Source organism: Marinomonas ostreistagni (assembly GCF_016461785.1).
Taxonomy (GTDB): domain Bacteria; phylum Pseudomonadota; class Gammaproteobacteria; order Pseudomonadales; family Marinomonadaceae; genus Marinomonas; species Marinomonas ostreistagni_A.
The window spans coordinates 123,513-142,300 of the sequence record NZ_JAEMUH010000014.1 but is presented as its reverse complement, the minus strand read 5'-3'; the positions used below and the strand labels follow the sequence as shown (position 1 = coordinate 142,300).

General features: G+C 41.0%; 21 protein-coding genes. 11 read left to right on the top strand and 10 right to left on the bottom strand.

The features are described from left to right. The first annotated feature begins 102 nt into the window (after positions 1-102). Positions 103-684 (top strand): Fe-S biogenesis protein NfuA, encoded by a 582-nt coding sequence (nfuA, locus tag JHD44_RS14935; RefSeq protein WP_199463566.1) that lies wholly within the window; start codon positions 103-105, stop codon positions 682-684. A 73-nt stretch (positions 685-757) separates the two neighbouring features. Here nfuA and JHD44_RS14930 read toward each other — a convergent pair whose 3' ends face one another. Beyond that, entirely contained in the window at positions 758-1,834 is a 1,077-nt protein-coding gene (locus tag JHD44_RS14930; RefSeq protein WP_199463565.1) for a 3-deoxy-7-phosphoheptulonate synthase, read from the bottom strand. 185 nt (positions 1,835-2,019) lie between these two features. Continuing rightward, positions 2,020-2,781 carry a sulfite exporter TauE/SafE family protein gene (locus JHD44_RS14925; RefSeq protein ID WP_199463564.1) on the bottom strand — a complete coding sequence of 254 codons (762 nt, stop codon included), beginning with the start codon at positions 2,779-2,781 and terminating at the stop codon, positions 2,020-2,022. A 112-nt stretch (positions 2,782-2,893) separates the two neighbouring features. Here JHD44_RS14925 and cysB point away from each other — a divergent pair, with 112 nt between their 5' ends. After that, entirely contained in the window at positions 2,894-3,868 is a 975-nt protein-coding gene (cysB, locus tag JHD44_RS14920; protein ID WP_199463563.1) for an HTH-type transcriptional regulator CysB, read from the top strand. A gap of 237 nt (positions 3,869-4,105) precedes the next feature. Here the strand turns inward: cysB and JHD44_RS14915 are convergent, their stop codons facing one another. Next, complete coding sequence (locus tag JHD44_RS14915; RefSeq protein ID WP_199463562.1) at positions 4,106-4,900, bottom strand: ATP-grasp domain-containing protein; 795 nt, start codon at positions 4,898-4,900, stop codon at positions 4,106-4,108. A 372-nt stretch (positions 4,901-5,272) separates the two neighbouring features. Between JHD44_RS14915 and ehuB the strand changes: the two genes are divergently transcribed. The 9 genes from ehuB (at position 5,273) to JHD44_RS14870 (ending at position 13,286) form a co-directional block, all read left to right on the top strand. Beyond that, the gene (gene ehuB / locus JHD44_RS14910) at positions 5,273-6,118 is read left to right on the top strand and encodes an ectoine/hydroxyectoine ABC transporter substrate-binding protein EhuB (protein WP_233402177.1); all 846 of its coding nucleotides are present in this window, start codon (positions 5,273-5,275) and stop codon (positions 6,116-6,118) included. A gap of 19 nt (positions 6,119-6,137) precedes the next feature. Continuing rightward, positions 6,138-6,800: an ectoine/hydroxyectoine ABC transporter permease subunit EhuC gene (ehuC, locus tag JHD44_RS14905; RefSeq protein ID WP_199463561.1), complete on the top strand. Its 663-nt coding sequence runs from the start codon at positions 6,138-6,140 to the stop codon at positions 6,798-6,800. After that, positions 6,797-7,474 (top strand): ectoine/hydroxyectoine ABC transporter permease subunit EhuD, encoded by a 678-nt coding sequence (gene ehuD / locus JHD44_RS14900; RefSeq protein ID WP_199463560.1) that lies wholly within the window; start codon positions 6,797-6,799, stop codon positions 7,472-7,474. Before ehuC ends, ehuD begins: the two co-directional genes overlap by 4 nt. Next, positions 7,471-8,244: an ectoine/hydroxyectoine ABC transporter ATP-binding protein EhuA gene (ehuA, locus tag JHD44_RS14895; protein WP_199463559.1), complete on the top strand. Its 774-nt coding sequence runs from the start codon at positions 7,471-7,473 to the stop codon at positions 8,242-8,244. Before ehuD ends, ehuA begins: the two co-directional genes overlap by 4 nt. Before the next feature lie 78 nt (positions 8,245-8,322). Beyond that, complete coding sequence (locus tag JHD44_RS14890) at positions 8,323-9,036, top strand: ZIP family metal transporter (protein ID WP_199463558.1); 714 nt, start codon at positions 8,323-8,325, stop codon at positions 9,034-9,036. A gap of 75 nt (positions 9,037-9,111) precedes the next feature. Beyond that, positions 9,112-10,275, top strand: coding sequence for a benzoate/H(+) symporter BenE family transporter (locus JHD44_RS14885; protein WP_233402175.1), 1,164 nt, complete (start codon positions 9,112-9,114; stop codon positions 10,273-10,275). Between the two features lie 8 nt (positions 10,276-10,283). Beyond that, the gene (locus tag JHD44_RS14880) at positions 10,284-10,907 is read left to right on the top strand and encodes a GntR family transcriptional regulator (protein WP_233402173.1); all 624 of its coding nucleotides are present in this window, start codon (positions 10,284-10,286) and stop codon (positions 10,905-10,907) included. Between the two features lie 17 nt (positions 10,908-10,924). After that, entirely contained in the window at positions 10,925-12,595 is a 1,671-nt protein-coding gene (locus tag JHD44_RS14875) for a tetratricopeptide repeat protein (RefSeq protein ID WP_199463556.1), read from the top strand. Between the two features lie 10 nt (positions 12,596-12,605). Beyond that, positions 12,606-13,286, top strand: coding sequence for a sensor histidine kinase (locus tag JHD44_RS14870; protein WP_199463555.1), 681 nt, complete (start codon positions 12,606-12,608; stop codon positions 13,284-13,286). Positions 13,287-13,295: 9 nt separating this feature from the next. Here JHD44_RS14870 and JHD44_RS14865 read toward each other — a convergent pair whose 3' ends face one another. The 7 genes from JHD44_RS14865 to JHD44_RS14835 are packed head-to-tail and all read right to left on the bottom strand — an operon-like array spanning position 13,296 to position 18,779. Beyond that, positions 13,296-13,955 (bottom strand): sensor histidine kinase, encoded by a 660-nt coding sequence (locus JHD44_RS14865; protein WP_199463554.1) that lies wholly within the window; start codon positions 13,953-13,955, stop codon positions 13,296-13,298. Between the two features lie 11 nt (positions 13,956-13,966). Beyond that, entirely contained in the window at positions 13,967-15,175 is a 1,209-nt protein-coding gene (locus tag JHD44_RS14860; protein WP_199463553.1) for a response regulator, read from the bottom strand. Between the two features lie 21 nt (positions 15,176-15,196). Next, a complete protein-coding gene (yacG, locus tag JHD44_RS14855) occupies positions 15,197-15,412 on the bottom strand; it encodes a DNA gyrase inhibitor YacG (RefSeq protein WP_199463552.1) in 216 nt (71 codons plus the stop codon). A gap of 5 nt (positions 15,413-15,417) precedes the next feature. Then, the gene (coaE, locus tag JHD44_RS14850; protein WP_199463551.1) at positions 15,418-16,032 is read right to left on the bottom strand and encodes a dephospho-CoA kinase; all 615 of its coding nucleotides are present in this window, start codon (positions 16,030-16,032) and stop codon (positions 15,418-15,420) included. Continuing rightward, on the bottom strand, positions 16,029-16,823 hold the full coding sequence (locus JHD44_RS14845) for a prepilin peptidase (protein ID WP_199463550.1): 795 nt from the start codon (positions 16,821-16,823) through the stop codon (positions 16,029-16,031). The genes coaE and JHD44_RS14845 overlap by 4 nt, the downstream gene beginning before the upstream one ends. Next, positions 16,813-17,853, bottom strand: coding sequence for a type II secretion system F family protein (locus JHD44_RS14840; protein ID WP_199463549.1), 1,041 nt, complete (start codon positions 17,851-17,853; stop codon positions 16,813-16,815). Before JHD44_RS14840 ends, JHD44_RS14845 begins: the two co-directional genes overlap by 11 nt. Beyond that, a complete protein-coding gene (locus JHD44_RS14835) occupies positions 17,853-18,779 on the bottom strand; it encodes a GspE/PulE family protein (protein WP_199463548.1) in 927 nt (308 codons plus the stop codon). Before JHD44_RS14835 ends, JHD44_RS14840 begins: the two co-directional genes overlap by 1 nt. Positions 18,780-18,788: the final 9 nt, after the last annotated feature.

Genomic DNA, 18,788 nt, shown 5'->3' with positions numbered 1-18,788 from the left:
ATGAGAAAAATACTTTACTTCTTTACTGGGTCTTTTGTTTTTCAATCATAGTGGGGTAACATTAGTGCTATTGAATGATCACACGATTTTATAAGGGTGAGTATGAACATCACGATTACAGACAGCGCGCAAGAATACCTAGGCGGTTTGCTAGATAAGCAAGGTGTAGAGGGTATGGCTGTGCGTATTTTTATTCAGCAGCCTGGTACACCATACGCTGAAACTTGTTTGGCATATTGCCGTCCTGAAGAAGTCGTCGAAACAGATGAAGTATTGGACCTACCTAAGCTTCGTGTTTATATGGAAGCTAACTCAGTGCCGTTCCTTGATGAAGCATTTGTTGATTACGCCACCGAGAAAATGGGCGGCCAATTAACCATCAAGGCACCTAACGCTAAGATGCCGAAAGTAAGCGCTGATAGCCCGATTGAAGATCAGATTAACTACGTTTTGTATTCTGAAATCAACCCGGGTCTTGCTGCACACGGTGGCGAAGTGAAGTTGGTAGAAGTGATTGAGGGTGGCGTCGCTGTTCTACAATTTGGTGGTGGTTGCCAAGGCTGCAGTGCAGTAGATTTAACACTTAAAGAAGGCGTTGAAAAAACGTTGGTTGAAAAAGTACCTGGTCTAACGGCTGTTAAAGATGCGACAGACCACACAGTAACAGACAACGCCTTTATGTAAGGTTTGCTAAGTTAAATTGCAGACATAAAAAATGGAGCCAACGGCTCCATTTTTATTTCAAAGCTATAACATTTTATGAGCGAGGGCGTTTTGGCAGAACGTCTTTTAGTACTTCAGCCATTTCTAGTAGCGTTTTTTCTGTAGTTGCCCAATCAATACATGCATCCGTAATTGATACACCGTATTCAAGCTCGCTAATATTTGCTGGCACTTTTTGATTGCCCCAGCCAATATTGCTTTCAATCATCAAGCCCATGATTGAGTTGTTACCTTCAATGATTTGGCGAGTTGCGTCTAGCGCTACTTCTGGTTGACGCTCAGGCTTTTTGGCTGAATTCTCATGTGAGCAGTCCACCATAATGTTGTGCTTAAGGCCTGCTTTTGTAAGTTCCGCTTCACTTGCTGCGATGTGTTCTGCACTGTAGTTTGGTAAGCCGTTACCACCACGTAGTACAAGATGTCCGTACTCATTACCTTTTGTATTCACGATGGTTACTTGGCCACCTTCGTTGATACCAAGGAAAGAGTGTGGGTGGGATACGGATTGCATCGCGTTAACGGCAACCGTCATTGATCCGTCTGTACCGTTTTTGAAACCTACTGGGCCAGAAAGGCCAGATGCCATTTCACGGTGAGTTTGCGACTCAGTAGTACGTGCACCGATTGCAGACCAGCTGATTAGGTCTTGGTAGTACTGAGGAGAGATCGGATCCAATGCTTCTGTAGCAAGAGGAAGGCCCAATTCTGAAAGGTCGACCAAAAGTTTGCGAGCGACACGCATACCTTTATTGATATCAAATGTTCCATCTAGATTCGGGTCGTTTATTAAGCCTTTCCAACCAACCGTGGTGCGCGGCTTTTCAAAGTAAGCTCGCATAACAATGTAAAGTGAATCGCTTACTTTCTCTGATAAAACTTTTAAACGGCGTGCGTAATCTAACGCCGCCTCAGGGTCATGGATAGAGCAAGGTCCAATCACAATAGCTAGACGGTGATCTGTACCGTCCATAATGTTTTTAATCACATCACGTGATTGAGCAATTTGCTCACGGATAGAATTGCTTAATGGAAGCTCTTGCTTAAGAGCTTGCGGGGTAACCAAAGAACTGAAAGAGGCGATATTTAAGTCCTCTAAACGCGAATCACTCATCTCTATAAATCCTAATATAACTTTTTGTGCAATTGAATTGCTTGTTTTTTTATGTGTAAGGTACATTACAGGTTTTCTGAGGAACAATGAAGAGTCTTTATAAATAAAAATGCTAAAAAATGAATTTGAAATAAAAAAAGGCACTCAAATGAGTGCCTTTCTCAATTAGGTGGTGAATTGAAAAGTTAGAAAAACAGATATTTTACGCCAAAGCTTGCTAATGCGGTTGCTAATACTGGTTGTAATACTTTGTTTGGTACAAAAGAGGCTACCTTTGTACCAATGTAGATGGCGGGTATGGAACCAAGCAAAAGTCCTGCAAGGAGGTTGTAATCAATATTCCCTAAAAAGACGTGGCCTATTCCTGCAACCAACGTTAGCGGCACAGCATGGGCAAGATCAGTGCCTACTACATTCCTTGCTTGCATAGCAGGAAAAAGCAGCATCATCATAGCGGTTCCAAGTGCACCGGCTCCTACAGAGGTGAGAGTAACGAATATGCCAAGCACGAGGCCGCAAAGAAATATCGCAGTGGAACCTTGCCGTTCATTAATGTTGAACTTTAAAAACCGATGTATATGCTTTCTGAAAACAATCACGATAGCGGTGATAATTAACATAAGCCCCAATGTTCCAGTCAATAAATGCTGATAGTGCTCTGGATGCTCAAATTGCGACAATGCCCAAACGGTGACAAATGATGCGGGTAAGCTACCAGCGGCCATGGCCCCCATGATTCGCCAATTAACATTGCCACGTTTTGCATGCATGACTACGCCGGTGCTTTTAGCAATGCCGGCATAGAGAAGATCCGTACCTATTGCAATGTGAGGTGGAAAACCAAACATCAAAAGAAGGGGAGTCATTAATGATCCACCGCCGACACCCGTTATACCTACCGCTAAGCCCACGCCAACGCCGGCCATAATGTACCAAATAAAATCCATTGTTATGCATCTTTACTAGATTAATGTTGGCAACCATAGAGCTTTTTTACTATTCTATAAAGTAATATTTTTTTATGTTTTTAACTCTTTTTAGAATAAGGATAATCGGCCAATGAAGCTACAACAGCTAAGGTATATTTGGGAAGTCGCAAGGCACGACTTAAATGTCTCGGCAACTGCACAAAGTTTGTATACCTCTCAGCCGGGAGTTAGTAAACAAATCCGACTGCTCGAGGATGAATTAGGTATCGAAGTGTTTGCGCGCAGTGGTAAGCATTTGACTCACATAACACCCGCCGGCAAACAAATTATTGCACTGGCAGGCGAGATTCTAAATCAAACGCAAAACATTAAAAAAGTAGCCAAAGAATTTAGTGATGAAAGAAAAGGATCATTAGACATTGCTACTACCCACACGCAAGCCCGATACGCTTTGCCAAATGTGATTCATAAATTTATTGAAGGTTATCCTGACGTCACGCTTCATATGCATCAAGGGACGCCTATGCAAATTGCTGAAATGGCCAATGATGGTGCTGTAGATTTTGCAATAGCGACTGAAGCTTTAGATATGTTTGGTAATCTCGTGATGCTACCTTGTTACACTTGGAATAGGTCAGTCGTGGTGCCTAAAGATCATCCATTGGCGCAACTTGACACTCTAACGCTTGATGCTTTGGCTCAATATCCAATTGTCACCTATGTGTTTGGTTTCACAGGGCGTTCGCAGTTAGATGAAGCGTTTCAAAGCGCTGACTTAGAGCCGAATGTTGTATTTACAGCTGCGGATTCTGATGTAATCAAGACCTATGTTCGCTTAGGCTTGGGGGTTGGAATTGTTGCTACCATGGCTTACGACCAAGAAACAGATGCAGATCTTGTTGCACTAGATGCTTCGCATTTATTTGCGGATAGCACAACTAAGATTGGCATCCGTTCGAATACCTTTATTCGCGGTTATATGTACAAGTTTATCCAATCTTTTGCACCACACCTAACACAAGATTTGGTCATGCAAGCGATGGAAATGCCAACTCGACAGGACGTTGATTCACTGTTTGAAGGGATTGAGCTGCCAAGGTATTGATAGCTAATTTATATAAGCGAATTAGTTTATACCAAATTCTGATTGTCATCTTTCAAACGTATCATATCTGTATTAACAGAGTGGGAGTAAGAACGATGACAGCATTGATACAAAGAATCACCAAGCGCCTTGCAAACAAGAAAAACGTAGAAGACGTTGTTTTAGGTGCAGAAGCTTGGGTTGAATACAGATAATTAAGTTGTATTGACTAAAAAAGGAGTGATTGTCACTCCTTTTTTAAACGATCATATCTACCATATTTTCCGTTGGAAGCTCATTTTCGAGATACTCGATAATGCTTGCATCAACACTTTGCTGAAGGTCTTTGACGCCTTGGTTTCCAAAAATGCGATTAAATTCTATTAAGTATGGAATTGAACCTACCATCGCAATATCGAAACCGCCGTGGTCGATACCTAATGAAGTCGCTACAAAATGAACTAAATCCAGTGCTTCTTTTGGAATCAGTGCGACCTCAACCTTTCCACCTTGACTGATGTTGTTGTAAAACCCTTTGTCGGCTTGTAGGCGCCAGTAACCACTGACTACTTTGCCCCCAACCCAAACGACTCGAAGGTCTCTATCAATTGGAAGATATTCCTGAGCGTAAATGACAGAGCTTTTTTCTAAGTACTCACGCCATTGAATCGTATTATCAATCAAAAACACACCATTCCCCATGCTACTGCGCGGTATTTTCGCTACAAATGGCGTTGGCATAATGTCCCAGATGCGATCGGCTTCATACGGCGTGTTGGCGACGATTTCTGTATAAGGATGATTCATTGGGATGATGGTCATAAATGTACGCGTCATTTCGACTTTATCATGACCTACCATATACGATGAAAGGCTTGGGAAAATGCGCTTTTTAAGCCCATGAACAAGTGCGTTAAGCTGCCAATACTCAGGAAAAATCACCCAATCTGCTGCACGAATATCGTCTAAATGCGCGTACATGTTTTCGGGTTTGATGTATTGCACATTGGGCAGGTGAAGAGATCTTAAAGCATCAAAAGAAACAATTTTCACGTGGTAACGCTCAATAATGAAGATCGCGCGATAATAAGGCTAATGTTGTCAAATTCAAAGCAATTTTTGAGTCATTTTTACCACTGCCAACCTGCAAACTTTGGTAACCTGAAAGTGCTTAGAGGCGTATCTTGGTCGAGGTGAATATGAATTCATAAGTGCACATTAAGTTTAGTTATAAAATATTCAAATATCTAAATTAAATATCTTTAGTTATTGAAATATAAACATTAATTTAAAAAAATATAAAATTTAGAATGATCAAATATTTCGATTTCAAATATTTAGACATGTAATCTGTTTGAATGTTTTTTAGTGATTCTTTACGATGAGCTAGGACATAACTTTGAGCTCTAATTATTAGGAGAAACAATGAGCATGACTAATTGGAATCGTAGTTTGGTAGCTTTATCAATATGTGCAGCCACTCTTAACGCTAACGCAGATACGTTAACTGATATACAAAAGAACGGAGAAGTAACAATCGGTGTTGCCAACGAAGTACCATACGGCTATACAACGCCGGCTGGTGAGCCTGCTGGTGAATCCCCAAGTATTGCTGTTCATGTGTTGGAGTCTTTAGGTGTAAAAGATGTCAATGTGGTTGTGACGGAATTTGGAGCACTGATTCCTGGTTTGAAAGCAGGGCGATTCGATGTTATTGCGGCTGGTATGTATATTACGCCAAAACGCTGTCAGCAAGTATTATTTTCGAACCCAACCTACAGCATAGGCGAGGGTTTTTTGGTTAAAAATGGTAATCCAAAAAACCTTCATGGTTATGAAGATGTTCACCAGCAAGATGTGAAAATGGGAGTGATGTCTGGAGCAGTAGAATACGGCTATGCCAAGGATTTTGGCATTAGTATGAATAAAATAGTCACTTTGCCGGATTACCCATCTGGTGTTGCCGCTTTGAAGGCTGGGCGCATTGATGCTCTAGCTGGTACATCCCTTACTATGGCCACTCTTGCTCAAAAAGATGATCGTGTAACCTTAGCACAACCCTTCGAAGATCTGGTCATAAATGGTGAACCTATCAAAGGTTATGGTGCTTTTGGGTTTAGGAAAGGAGATGAGGGTCTTAGGGATGCCTTCAACCAAGAGCTTAAAGGGTTTATTGCTACGCCAGAACATATTGCTATGGTGAAAGAGTATGGCTTTGGTGAACATACTCTGCCTGGTTCGGCAACCGCTGAAACACTGTGTCAGCCATAAAGTAGAGTAGGAGAGAGATATGCCTTTTGGCGAAATTGTCTCTATCCTGCTGGAGGGAGCTTGGGTCACACTCAAAATTGTGGCCTTAGCTCTTCCCTTGGCAGCGGTGATGGCGTTTGGTTTTGGTATGTTAAGGCTTTACGCACCAAAACCCATTAAGTACTTAGCAGTAATCTACATTGAATTTTTTCGCGGAACATCAGCTTTGATCCAATTATACTGGATCTACTTTGTATTACCTTTCTTTGGTTTTTCGTTTGACGCAATGACGGCAGGGGTAGTCGCCTTAGGTCTTAATATTGGGGCTTATGGCACTGAAGTTGTACGTGGCGCCATGGCATCTGTACCAAAAGGTCAATATGAAGCGGCTGTTGCACTGAATTTTAGTTCAACCCAAAGGCTTTGGCGTATTTTACTGCCTCAAGCGCTGGTCAACATGATTCCTCCTTTTGGAAATTTAGCTATTGAGCTTGTGAAAGCAACTTCTTTGGTTTCATTGATAACCATTGCAGATTTGACTTACAGGGCAAAATCTTTAGCAGATATGACTCTTCAAGTCACAGAAATTTTTGCTGTAGTTTTGGTGTTGTATTTCCTTTTTGCTCAAGTTCTGGCTGTAGTCTTTAGAGTATTGGAGAAAAAGTTAAGCCGAGGTTTAGGACGTGGAGGGTTAGGCCAATGAATGGATTTGATTGGGATTGGCAGTTCACGCTAGAGGTCTTGCCGACCATACTTGAGGCAGCAAAAGTTACATTGATGGCCACTTTATTGGGCAGTTGTCTGGCTATTATCGTTGGGTTGGCATTTGCGCTATTACGTCGAAGTGGCTTCTTTTTAATTCGTTTTATAACTTATTGGATTGTTGAGTTTGTCCGAAGCACACCACTTTTAGTACAGATTTTCTTCCTCTATTACGTGATGCCAGAGTTTGGTGTAAGTATGTCACCACTTTTGACGGGAGTGTTGGCTCTTGGGCTCCATTACGGAGCTTATCTTTCAGAAGTCTTTCGAAGTGGGATTGACGGTGTTGAAAAGGGGCAGTGGGAGGCAGCTAGAGCTTTAAACTTAAGTATCTTTGACACCTATAAGGACATTGTTTTGCCTCAGGCCTTAAGGCCCATGATCCCAGCAACTGGGAACTATATTATTGCAATGTTTAAGGAGACCCCACAACTTTCCGCTATTACTTTGCTTGAAATGCTACAAGTCGCGAAAATCATCGGTTCCGAGAACTTCAGATATTTAGAGCCTTTCACGTTAGTTGGTATGTTGTATTTACTGTTTAGTTTGGTTGCCGCCTATGGAATTCATTGCGTTGAGAGACACTTTCCGAAAGAAGGAATAACATTGAAATGAGTCAACCTTTAATAGAATTCCAAAGCGTTGAAAAACGTTTTGGTGATACGGTCATTTTTAAAGATTTTAACTTTTCGGTTGAAGAGGGAGAAATTGTATCCATTATTGGTCCAAGTGGTTCTGGTAAGAGCACCCTGTTGCGTATCCTAATGACCTTAGAAGGAATCGAAGGGGGGGGGGTAAATGTGGCTGGTGAACCTCTATGGCATAAACGTACGCCAAATGGCTTAGTTCCTGCAGATAAAAAACACCTTCACAAAATGCGCCATCATTTAGGAATGGTTTTTCAGCATTTTAATCTGTTCCCACACATGAGTGTTAAGCGCAATATCACTGAAGCACCCATGCGAGTGCAGGGTAAATCTAAAGTTGAAGCTGAAGCGATTGCCGACGAGTTATTAGAGTTAGTTGGGATGACCGATAAAGCGGATATGTATCCTAATGAATTATCAGGTGGTCAGAAACAGCGTGTGGGTATCGCTAGAGCTTTGGCTATGAAACCTGCCATTCTATTGCTTGATGAAATTACTTCGGCCTTGGATCCTGAATTGGTTGACGAAGTCCTCGATGTCATTCGAAACCTAGCTAAGAAGCATAGTTTTACTATGTTGCTTGTGACCCATGAGATGTATTTTGCTCGGGAAATTAGTGATAGAGTGTGCTTTTTCGATCAGGGCGCAATTGTAGAAGAGGGCGAGCCTGAACAGATATTTACTGCCCCTAAAGAAGAGAGGACTCAAGCATTCTTGAATGCTTACATGAGTCAATAGAACGTCGATCTTAGGGTTCATTGCTTAACAGAACACCGCCACTACTAGGCGGTGTTCTTGTTTTACAAGGAAACTAATATGCCAGAATGGATATATATATTGTTATTAACATTAGGCGCTGGATTGGCAATGCCCTTGGGAGGTTGTCTAGCAACAATAGATGCAATTAGGCCAAATTGGCTTAATGAGGAGTTAAGGCACAGTGTGACAGCCTTTGGCGGTGGCGCTTTACTCTCCGCTATTGCTTTAGTGTTAGTGCCGGAAGGGATTGTGCCGTTTTCTGTCGCGGTAAGTGCCGGGTTATTTTTAGCTGGTGGACTACTATTTATGGGCATTGATCGGTATCTATATCAGCATAAGAGTGCGGCTGGTCAGTTAATTGCCATGCTATCGGATTTTATTCCTGAATCCATCGCACTTGGTGCCTCACTGGCACTTGGAAAAGGTTCTTCCTTTTTATTGGCTTCACTCATTGCCATGCAAAACTTACCTGAAGGTTTTAACGCGTTTCGCGAGCTAAGACAGTCTGGACGCTTGTCTGATAAGCGTATTTTATTTCTGTTTTTACTTTTAGCACTGATGGGGCCAGTTTCTGCACTGATCGCGTATTTCTGGTTAGCTAACTTTGAAGCACTGGTAGCTGGAATTATGTTAGTGGCGGCTGGTGGAATTTTATATGCTGTCTTTCAGGATATCGCTCCGCAAGTAAAGCTTGAGAAGCACTGGGCTCCTCCATTTGGAGCAGTACTTGGCTTTGTGTTGGGGTTAGTAGGGTTTATGCTGCAACACTAAAATTAATACATTATTAAAAATGTATACATTTTTAATCTTTGTGATATGGTCTCTTTAATTAAGGAGATCTACCTAATGAAAGTAATAAAAGATGTTAGCTTGAGTGCTGTTGCTGCTGGCTTTGTGGCGGTGTTAATTGGTTTTGCCAGCTCTGTGGCAATCGTATTTCAGGCAGCGGATATGGCAGGCGCCGACGCAGCAATGAAAGTCTCTTGGATCATGGCGTTAGGTTTGGGCATGGGAGCAACCTGCTTTTTCTTATCTCTTTGGTATAAGTCTCCTGTGATCACTGCCTGGTCTACTCCTGGAGCCGCTTTATTAGCTACTAGTTTGAATGGTGCAACCTACGCAGAAGCCATAGGCGTGTTTATGTTTGCGGGTGGGTTGATGTTGCTGCTAGGTATCACAGGATTATTTGACCGCTTGATGCGCTGGATTCCCTTGCCGATAGCATGTGCCATGTTGGTGGGTGTTCTATTTAATTTTGGTGTGTCGATTTTTACATCACTTGAGACGGATTCGCTCATCGTTGCAGTCATGATGGTTACCTATTTAGTTTGTAAGGTATTTTTGCCACGTTATGCGGTCATTATGGTGTTAGTGGCAGGCGTTGTAATGGTGCTATTACAACCGCATGCAAGTTTTAATGACATTCCCATATCAATTGGTGCAATGAGTTTTGTATCCCCAGAGTGGAACACTTCATTAATTTTAGGGGTTGGCATTCCCTTATTTATTGTCACGCTTTCTTCACAAAATATCCCAGGTGTTGCTGTAATGCGCGCAAGTAAATATGACACGCCCGTGTCTAATATTATCTCGTGGACGGGGGTTTCAACTGTATTGCTGGCACCCTTTGGTGGTTTTGCATTTAATTTAGCTGCCATTACTGCCGCCATTTGTAGCAATGAAGAGTGTCATAAAGATCCTTCTAAGCGCTATATTGCGGGGTTATCTGCTGGCATATTTTATGCTCTAGCAGGTTTGGGGGGGGCAACAGTAGTAGGCTTGTTCGCTGCTTTTCCTAAAACAATGATCGCTGCATTGGCAGGCATTGCTTTATTAGGCACTATTTCAGCTAACCTTAAAGCGGCTTTCGATGAGGAGCGTTATCGTGAACCCGCTCTTATTACGTTTTTAACTACGGTTTCAGGTGTCTCATTTTTTGGTGTTGCTTCAGCATTTTGGGGAATTAGTTTTGGTTTAACCGTACTACTTATTCAAAACCTTAGGAAGTAGGATTAAAAATGGTGGACCTTGTAGATCAACTGAAAGACGATATTTTAAATGGCAAGTTACCTAAAGGGCGCCCGTTGCGTCAGCAGGAGCTTTCTTCTATCTATGGCGTGAGTAGAATTCCAATACGTGATGCGATTGCATTGTTAAAAAATCAAGGGTGGTTGATTGCTCATGGTAAGGCAGGGGTGATGATTCCTGAGTTAAATTGGCAAGAAGCTGAAGACTTATATCGAATGCGCATGGCGCTTGAAGTTCAATTATTAGAGCATGCATTGCCTAACTTATCTCATGAAGTATTAGGACGAGCAAAAGATATTAATTTACAACTTAATGCCCCTTGTTTAACCTTGCTTGAGCGCGGTCAGCTAAATTGGGATTTGCATGCAACATTATACAAAGTGGCAAATAGGCCGACTTTATTTAATGTGGTAGCTATACTTAATGAGCAAGTGAGGCGTTATATGGGGTTTCAGGATGGACCTTTAAACTATCGTGACACAAGCCAAAGTGAGCATGAGCAGTTATTTCACTTAATTGAAAATAAACAGTTCGAACAATCTTTATGCTTACTTGAAGATCATATAAAGGTCGCAGGCCAGAAAATGGTTGAGTACCTTAAAAGTAATCAATAAAAGTTTAGGTTCAATACGTGGATAAATCGTTATTTCAAGGTAAAGCAGCTCAAAAATCTTCTGTATATGCTGGCCTTCAAGCTCTAGTTGCTGATGAATTTGAGAATTCGCGTGTCTCAATTCGCCAGATGCTTCAAGGTCTTGGAATACAGCACGTTGACCAGACTTCGAGTGGAAAAGGTGTCGTTGAAGCCTGCCGTTCACGTCGCTATGACATAGTTCTTTGTGATTTTCGACTGACTGGCGGAAAAAACGGGCAGCAGGTTTTGGAGGAGCTCAGAGAGCTACAACTTTTAAAACCCACAAATATTTTTATTATAGTATCTGCTGAAACTGGCCGAGATGTCGTAATGGGGATTATGGAATCTCAGCCAGATGAGTATCTTTCAAAACCTTTCACGCAAGCTGTTTTAGCTCGCCGTCTTGAACGACAATTTCTTCAAACTAAAGCATTGTCATCAATGAAAACTTTGTTGGCAAATCAAAAATACCAAGAACTAATTCCTCTTTGTGCACAGCACATTGAACAACAAGGGCGTTATGCCGCGTGGTGTAAACGCACATTGGTTGATGCGTACTTAAGTATAGGTGCTTTACAAGAATTAGAGCGTCTTTGTCAGGTCGAGTTAGAACAGCGTGATGTAGATTGGGCTTTGCTCGGATTGGCGAGAAAGTATCTTGAGGAAGATGATTTGGCTAATGCAGTTTCAATATTGCAAAAGGTTATACAGCTCTTCCCACAAACTATTTCTGCTTACGATTTATTAGCATCAGCATATGAGAAGACAGGCCGTTTAGAAGATGCTCAAGCAGTACTTGATGATGCGATTAAAATATCTCCTCGTATTCACAAGCGTCAAAAACATATGGCGTCTGTTAGCCTAGCAAATGGTGATCCTCAATCAGCCCTCAAGGCCAGTCAGCAAACGGTCAGACTTGGTATTAATTCCATACATGAAAACCCGGATGATTACATTCAGTTGGTTGATATTGTAGCTGAGTCAGCAAGCCAAGTTGAAAGCAGTATCGAGAGGAAAAGGTTGCTGGCAGAAGCTAGTCAAGCGCTAACTGTTGTATCTAAACGTTTTGCAGATGATGACTCAGTGAAGCTTCGTAAAACGCTAGCAGAAAGTAGATTTCATGCTTCACAAGGTCAGATGCGAGAAGCGCAACAATCATTAAAAGCTGCCAAACAGCTGGCATCAGATTTAGAAGGTGGGTTACCACAAGACTTAGTGGTTGAATATGGCAAAACTCTCTACAATGCAGGTGAGCATGAGCAAGCTGAAACAATTTTAGCTTCTCTTGTTAATGACCAATCTACGAGCGATGCTTTAAAACAGCAAGCGGCAGATTTTCTTGACGAACCGGTCAGCTTGGGTGCAAAAGCTCAAGCGAAAGCGTTGAACAAAGAAGGCTTAAGTTATTACTCTCAGAAAGACTATTTAAAAGCAATTCATGAGTTCAAAACTGCGTTAGAAGTATCTCCTCGCCATCCAGGCCTCAATCTTAATTTGGTACAAACCTGCCTAAAATTAATGGAAGAAAAGGGTAATGAGCCGCACATGGTCGCTGAATGTGTTCAGGCGATACAGCGTTTAAAACATGTGTCACCCTCTCACAAACAATACAAACGACTGAGTGCCCTGAAAGAATATTTGACTAAACACTATAAAGTTATGTTTTAGGAGCCATTGTATGCCATACCAATCACAACTACCTTTTAAGGAAGTCATCGAGGCTTCTATAAAGGATATGCGTAATTCATTAAGCCAAGTTTTGTTCAATCTCGATAACACTATCAACCGGAATGAGAGTGTAAATAAAGATGAGCTTGTAGAAGCGCAATATGAAATTGTACGAATGCAAAATGTTATTAATCAGTTGTATGGCTTATACCTTGTTAGTGACGATCATTTGGTTGTGAACTCGACAGATACTTTCGTAATGGATGTTGTTGAGGATGCACTAGCGGGTCTTGATACGTTATTAAAGCATAAGACTATTGAAGTGAATATTAAGGGAGAGGACCTTAGTTGGTATCTCGATCCTCAGCTTATAAGTAACGTGTTGCAAATTACACTGCTGAATGCACTAAGGTATACAGAAGATACAATAGAAATTGAGTTCACTACTAGTGAAGAAGGACTTCATATATCTGTTATTGATAATGGTAAAGGTTATCCAGATTTTATTTTGGCCTCTTATGAAGCATTAATTGCTGGAGATCCCGTGGAAAATGTGTCGAGCCAAAATGCAGGCTGGTTTTACTGTGATAAGGTAGTGCGTTTACATAATAACCAAGGTGTTCATGGCCACACGAAACTCAAAAATAATGAAGGTTCATGTGGCGGACGCATTGATATGCTCATTCCTTAGAAGAGTAGGTTATTGAGGGAGGTAAATGGCAAGTTTAGCGCCACCAATTCGATCCGACGTTTGTTTTAGTATATAGCCGGATCTTTCATCCGCTTTATGCGCATTAGCCGAAAGTTCGGCGAAATATAATCCTAAGCCAGTGTTGGTTTGGAAAAGCAATTCGTCTTCCTCTTGCGCTGTTTTTTCGAAGCCTTTTCCATCATCTTCAATACTGACTACTAAGTAATCATTTTCAATGGCTGCGTTGATCTCTATGGAATTTTTTGCAAACCTGAGCGCGTTATAGACGGCGGTGCTAACAACAGCAGTCAATAACCTCTCATCAAAAATTCCAGTTAATTCTTGAGAGACATTATAAGTTAATTGTAGTCCTTTTGCGGAAGCAGAGGGCATAAGAGCAAAGACTTGGTCATCTAAAAATTCATCAATGGAGTGGCATTCGTAATGAACATGGTAACCATCTGATGCGAGTCTATATAAGTAAAGGTATTCTACCCACTCATCATTGAGTTGTTTCATACCTTCTTCAACTTTTCTAAGCGCCATAGCCCCATCAGTCGGTAAATTTAGTCTCTTAAGAGTTTCTAGCTGATACAGTATGGTCCCCAGATGGTTTTTGCTCTCATGGATCGCGCTGGCTAAAATAGTGCTTATGTCAATTTTTTGCATTATAAACTGCTTTACGACTTAATCTGGTTAATTCTGCTCTGTGCAGCGGGTGTGATTGGTTCCGCTTGGCCTGACTCAATGTCATTATTCCAAACTTCTTCGATCTGGTGCATCGTCTTTGTGTCGCCAAGGGCGGCATACAATTCCATCTCTAAAAGATAAGACTCACTTCTGACTTTTGCAGAGTTAAAAAAGCTTTGATGAACCTTTTCTAGTGTAGTTTGGAAATTGCTGATTTGCCTAGAAGGAATGTCTCCTTCACGTGCTAGGGCGACGATGGAAGTCATGTGTTGCAGATAAACATCAGCTTCATTAAAACAAGAGTGCTTAGCTAAAAACACAGCGCGTCTGAAAGACATTTCTGCCATCAAATTATCATGTACTTCAAGGCTGAGTTTGCCGAGCTCTATTTGTCTCTTTAAATTCTTTGGTGATCTACCTACAGCATCAACTAAGATGGCTTGAGCCTCATCCAGTTCGCCTTTTTTAACGAGCGTTTTTGCCAGCCAATCGTAAGCACTTACAAAGAATTTATTATCAAGTGTCAGCTGCCTAAACTTTTGTTCAGCTTTATCTACATTATTTAAAAAATAATGGCATTTAGCTTCTCCAAATACCGCCCAAGGCATTCTAGATTCTTTACGGCAAGCTTTGAAAACCTCTAGTGCCTCTTGGTATTTTTCTAAGCTAATTAAAGAGTCACCAATGATTCTATTGCATCGGCTTGCAAGAGTAGGGTTTTCTTTTGATACCTTACGTGCTTCGGTAACGGCTTTTTCATAGTCGCTAGCGTCAAGCGCTTTATTGATTTCTAGAAGCTGCTCTTTGTTCATCATGAGCTTTAATAATCTACGCTCTAGCATCGCCTGTGAAAAAGGTTTAGTAATGTAGCCATCTGGACTGTATTCAATAGCTCCCATCACCATTTCTGTAGACGTTTCTGCCGTTACCATCAAATACGTTGACGTATTGGGGATAAGGTGAGAATGACGGACCTCTTCAAGTAGTTGCTGACCGTCTTTACCATTACCTAAATTGTAGTCAGATAAAATAACATCATAAGATTGAGTGCGAAGGAGCTCAATGGCACTTTCAGCTTTCATGGCAATTTCAATTGATTTAAAACCAAAATCATTAAGCATTTTCTTTTGCATGATTCGGGCTTCAGCCATGTCTTCTATCAGTAATGCTTTTTTATCTGAAAAGTTAGGCTTATTCATCCTGCTTCAATCTCTCTGTTACTAAAGGAACGACTTATTAGGATTTGCAACAAGATCTTCGGAAAAAATTTCATCCTCATCAGACGTTTGCTGAGGTATTGCATAACTTTCGCTTGCCCATTCGCCTAAGTCAATTAGCTTACAGCGCGAACTACAAAAAGGACGACTTTTGTTTTCTGTGCTCCAAGGTGACTTTACACCACATGTAGGACAAGCAATTAGAGTTTTAGTATCCATTTATTCTAGAATAATATTGTTTGTAATTTATTGTACAACTGAAAGACTCTAACACTCAATTCATCGCAGTTGCTAGTGTTTTCCAAGATAAAATCGGCTTTTGAGCAGCGTTCAGGGTCACTTAACTGTGTATTTATAATGCGCTCTACTTGTTCGGGAGAATTGTTGTCTCTAAGCGTTACCCTTTCAATTTGTAATGATTTAGGTGTGCTGATAGCGATGGTGTATTTGCATTCTTTATCTTGACCTGTTTCAAATAAAAGAGGGTGCACCATCAACGCTATTTTACCATGACATTGTAGTAACTTATGATGCATACGCTCACGAATTGCCGGATGAGTGATTGACTCTAATTGTTTACGAAGTTCTTGGCTTGAGAAGACAATTTCACGCAAGGCGGCGCGATTTAGCTGGCCGTTTGATGTCAAAACTTCTTGTCCAAAGACGCTTACGATTTCTTTTAAACACGGTTCTCCTGGTTTGACAACTTCTCGTGCAATATCATCGGCGTCTATTGATTCCACTCCCAGCTCATTAAATAGATTTGCTACAGTTGACTTGCCCGACCCTATACCTCCTGTCAATCCAATAATTACAGGAGGTCGATGTTGTGAATTCATAGCATGTGTCCTAAGTAAAAGTACGAAATAGCTGAAAAAATTAAGAAAGGTCCAAAGGGAATTTTAGTGGCTTTATTTTTTAGCGTGATGAGAGCCCAAAGTAGCCCTAAAGCTGAAGCAAAAAAAAGTATTGAGCTATACGATGCAGGTCCAAGCCAGTAAGTTAAAGCAGCTAGAAGCTTTGCATCTCCCAACCCAATTGCCTCAATACCACGAAGCGTTAAGAATAATAGACGCAAACCGTAAACACTAAGATAGGCGAAGATGCCAATAAATATATTGGGTAGGACATTTTGTTCTCCAGCTATAAAAAATAAATATGAAGCGCAGCAGAAGACGACAAAAGTACATTCATCAGGTAACCATAGGTGCTCAGCATCAATCACTGTTGCACAAATTAATGATGTGATTAGCAAACCAAGAATTAGCCACTCTGTTTGAGAAGTAGCCAACCAATAGAGTGGGAGCAAGGCTGCGCATGTCATTAGCTCAATCAATGGATAACGAAAAGATATAGAGCCATGACAATGTCGGCAACGTCCTTTTAATCGTAAGAAACTAAAAAGAGGGATCAAGTCAGTGAAGTGAAGCCTGTGATCGCATTTTGGGCAGCAAGACCTGCCTTTGAAAAAGCTCAATGGCTTTGGTTCATAAAATGGAAGCTCTATAAATTCATGTGCCTCAGCCCGCCATGAGTACTGGGCGACAAGGTTCCATCTATAGGTTAGGGCTGAGAGAGTGCTGCCTAAACAAAGTAGGGCAATGACATAAATGATTAAATTATAATCCAAAACTTCCTGATTCCATTAATGGTGCGTACAAAGTAATAAGTGTTTGAGTGACAAATATGGATGCTATCATTATTCCCACAATTGGGAAGGCTTTGGATAGCCAAGAGATCCGTTTGAAATTGTAGTCCTTCCAAAATTCGACGGTTTGTACTAAAGGTGTGATGACGTCTCCAGTTGTTGTAATTTGAGACATGCTTAAAGTAAATTGTTTCGGAATCCAGCCTTTAGGTAGACAATCTGTTGTTTCCCTTCCGCTAAGAAGTCGAAAGTACATAAAGGTCAATTCGTCTTTTAGCTTTCCTGAAGAGCTCTCCATGAGTGTTCTAATGGCACTATGTAGTGGCTGTCCACTTTTAATGCATGCCGTGAGTAGCATGAGTGTGCGTCTGATCCGAAAGCTGGGTAGCAGATTACATAGCTGAACATAAGCTTTACCATTATTTATCCATAAAAATAATGAGATCTGCCCTAAACAGACTAATAGCCAAATGGTGAGAATTTGAGTGCTGTTTGTCTCATTAAGTAAGCTGTTGAAAGCCGCTAAAACCATTGAACTTTGTATGACCGAAAATGGATACACTAAGCATTTCTTAAGTTGTGCTGTCAGTTGATTTTGCTCTTTTAACGCATCCAAGATGACTAACAGTCCCATGACCTTACTCTCTTCTGTACCTTCAACCGGTATGTTCTTGCCGAAGCTACGTATGCTTAATGGTAAAAAAGGGCTGATTGACTCAGTAATATTTCTACCTTGCATTAGCTGTGTTTTTATTGCCATTACATATGGTCGAATTGGTTCAGAGTATTGTTTAGGGTCTTGCGTTAAAAGGGCGTTTTGTAAACTGTGTCCATTGTTACAATGAAATAATACCTGCTCTAAATATTGGAGACATTGTTGGACTTTCATTGCATGGAGTTTGAATTCGTGAAAATAGGCTAGGTCCAGCTGGTTGGTGCATGCATACTTAATGGCTTCTTTAGGATCCATGAAGGGTAAAAGCAATTCGTCTTTATAACGGTACCAAATCATTACTCTGTACCTTCTAAATGATGCCACATATCCGGTTGGGTAATAAGCTGGCTATAGTCCCTTGGGAGCTGCTGCTCCCAATTAGGTTGTAAAAAAGTAAATTTTGGTTTTGCCTTGTCTGCTTTAAACATCATTGATTGATGAATAATTAACTTTAGTGAGCTGACTAAAGCGAAGTAGTCAACTTGCCAGTTTTCACAGCGATGTATGACATTTAGCGCATTGTTTGTATGAAGTGTGGCAAGAACTAAATGACCTGTTAGAGCGGCTGATATCGCTAAATCTGCAGTCTTTGCATCTCTGATCTCACCAATCATGATGACATCTGGGTCTTGCCTCATAAACGCTTTAAGTAAGTCATGAGTGCCAATATCAAGATTCAAATCTGGTTCAAATTGATATAAGCCAGTCGTGGGTATCTCAACGGGGTCTTCGATTGTGAAAATTGAACGACTACCGTCATTTATTTCGTTTAAACATGAGTACAGTGTCGTAGTTTTACCTGAACCAGTAGCACCACAAACTAAAATTAACCCATGTTTCAGCTGAATGCTATGGGTTAGTACTGCTAGAGCGTCTTCACTTAATCCTAGTTCACTTAACGGTAATTTGAGAGATGGGTTTAGAATTCTTAGGGCTACTTTTTCACCTCTGTCCGAACACATGATGCTTACACGAATTGAGTAGTTTTGATTGCCATATTCAAATGCGAACATACCCTCTTGAACCCTGCGTGCTTCAGCGATATTGAGGTTGGAAAGAATTTTTATTCTATTTAAAAGAATAGCGCCATTGGTAATAACACTTTCCTCGCTGAGTTTTCCTGAAGTTCTAAGCTTGATATAGGAAAGGTTATCTTGAATCAATATATGAATATCGGATGCACCCTGATCTATGGCCATCCTTATTAACTTCTCTAAGTTCATGATCACCCT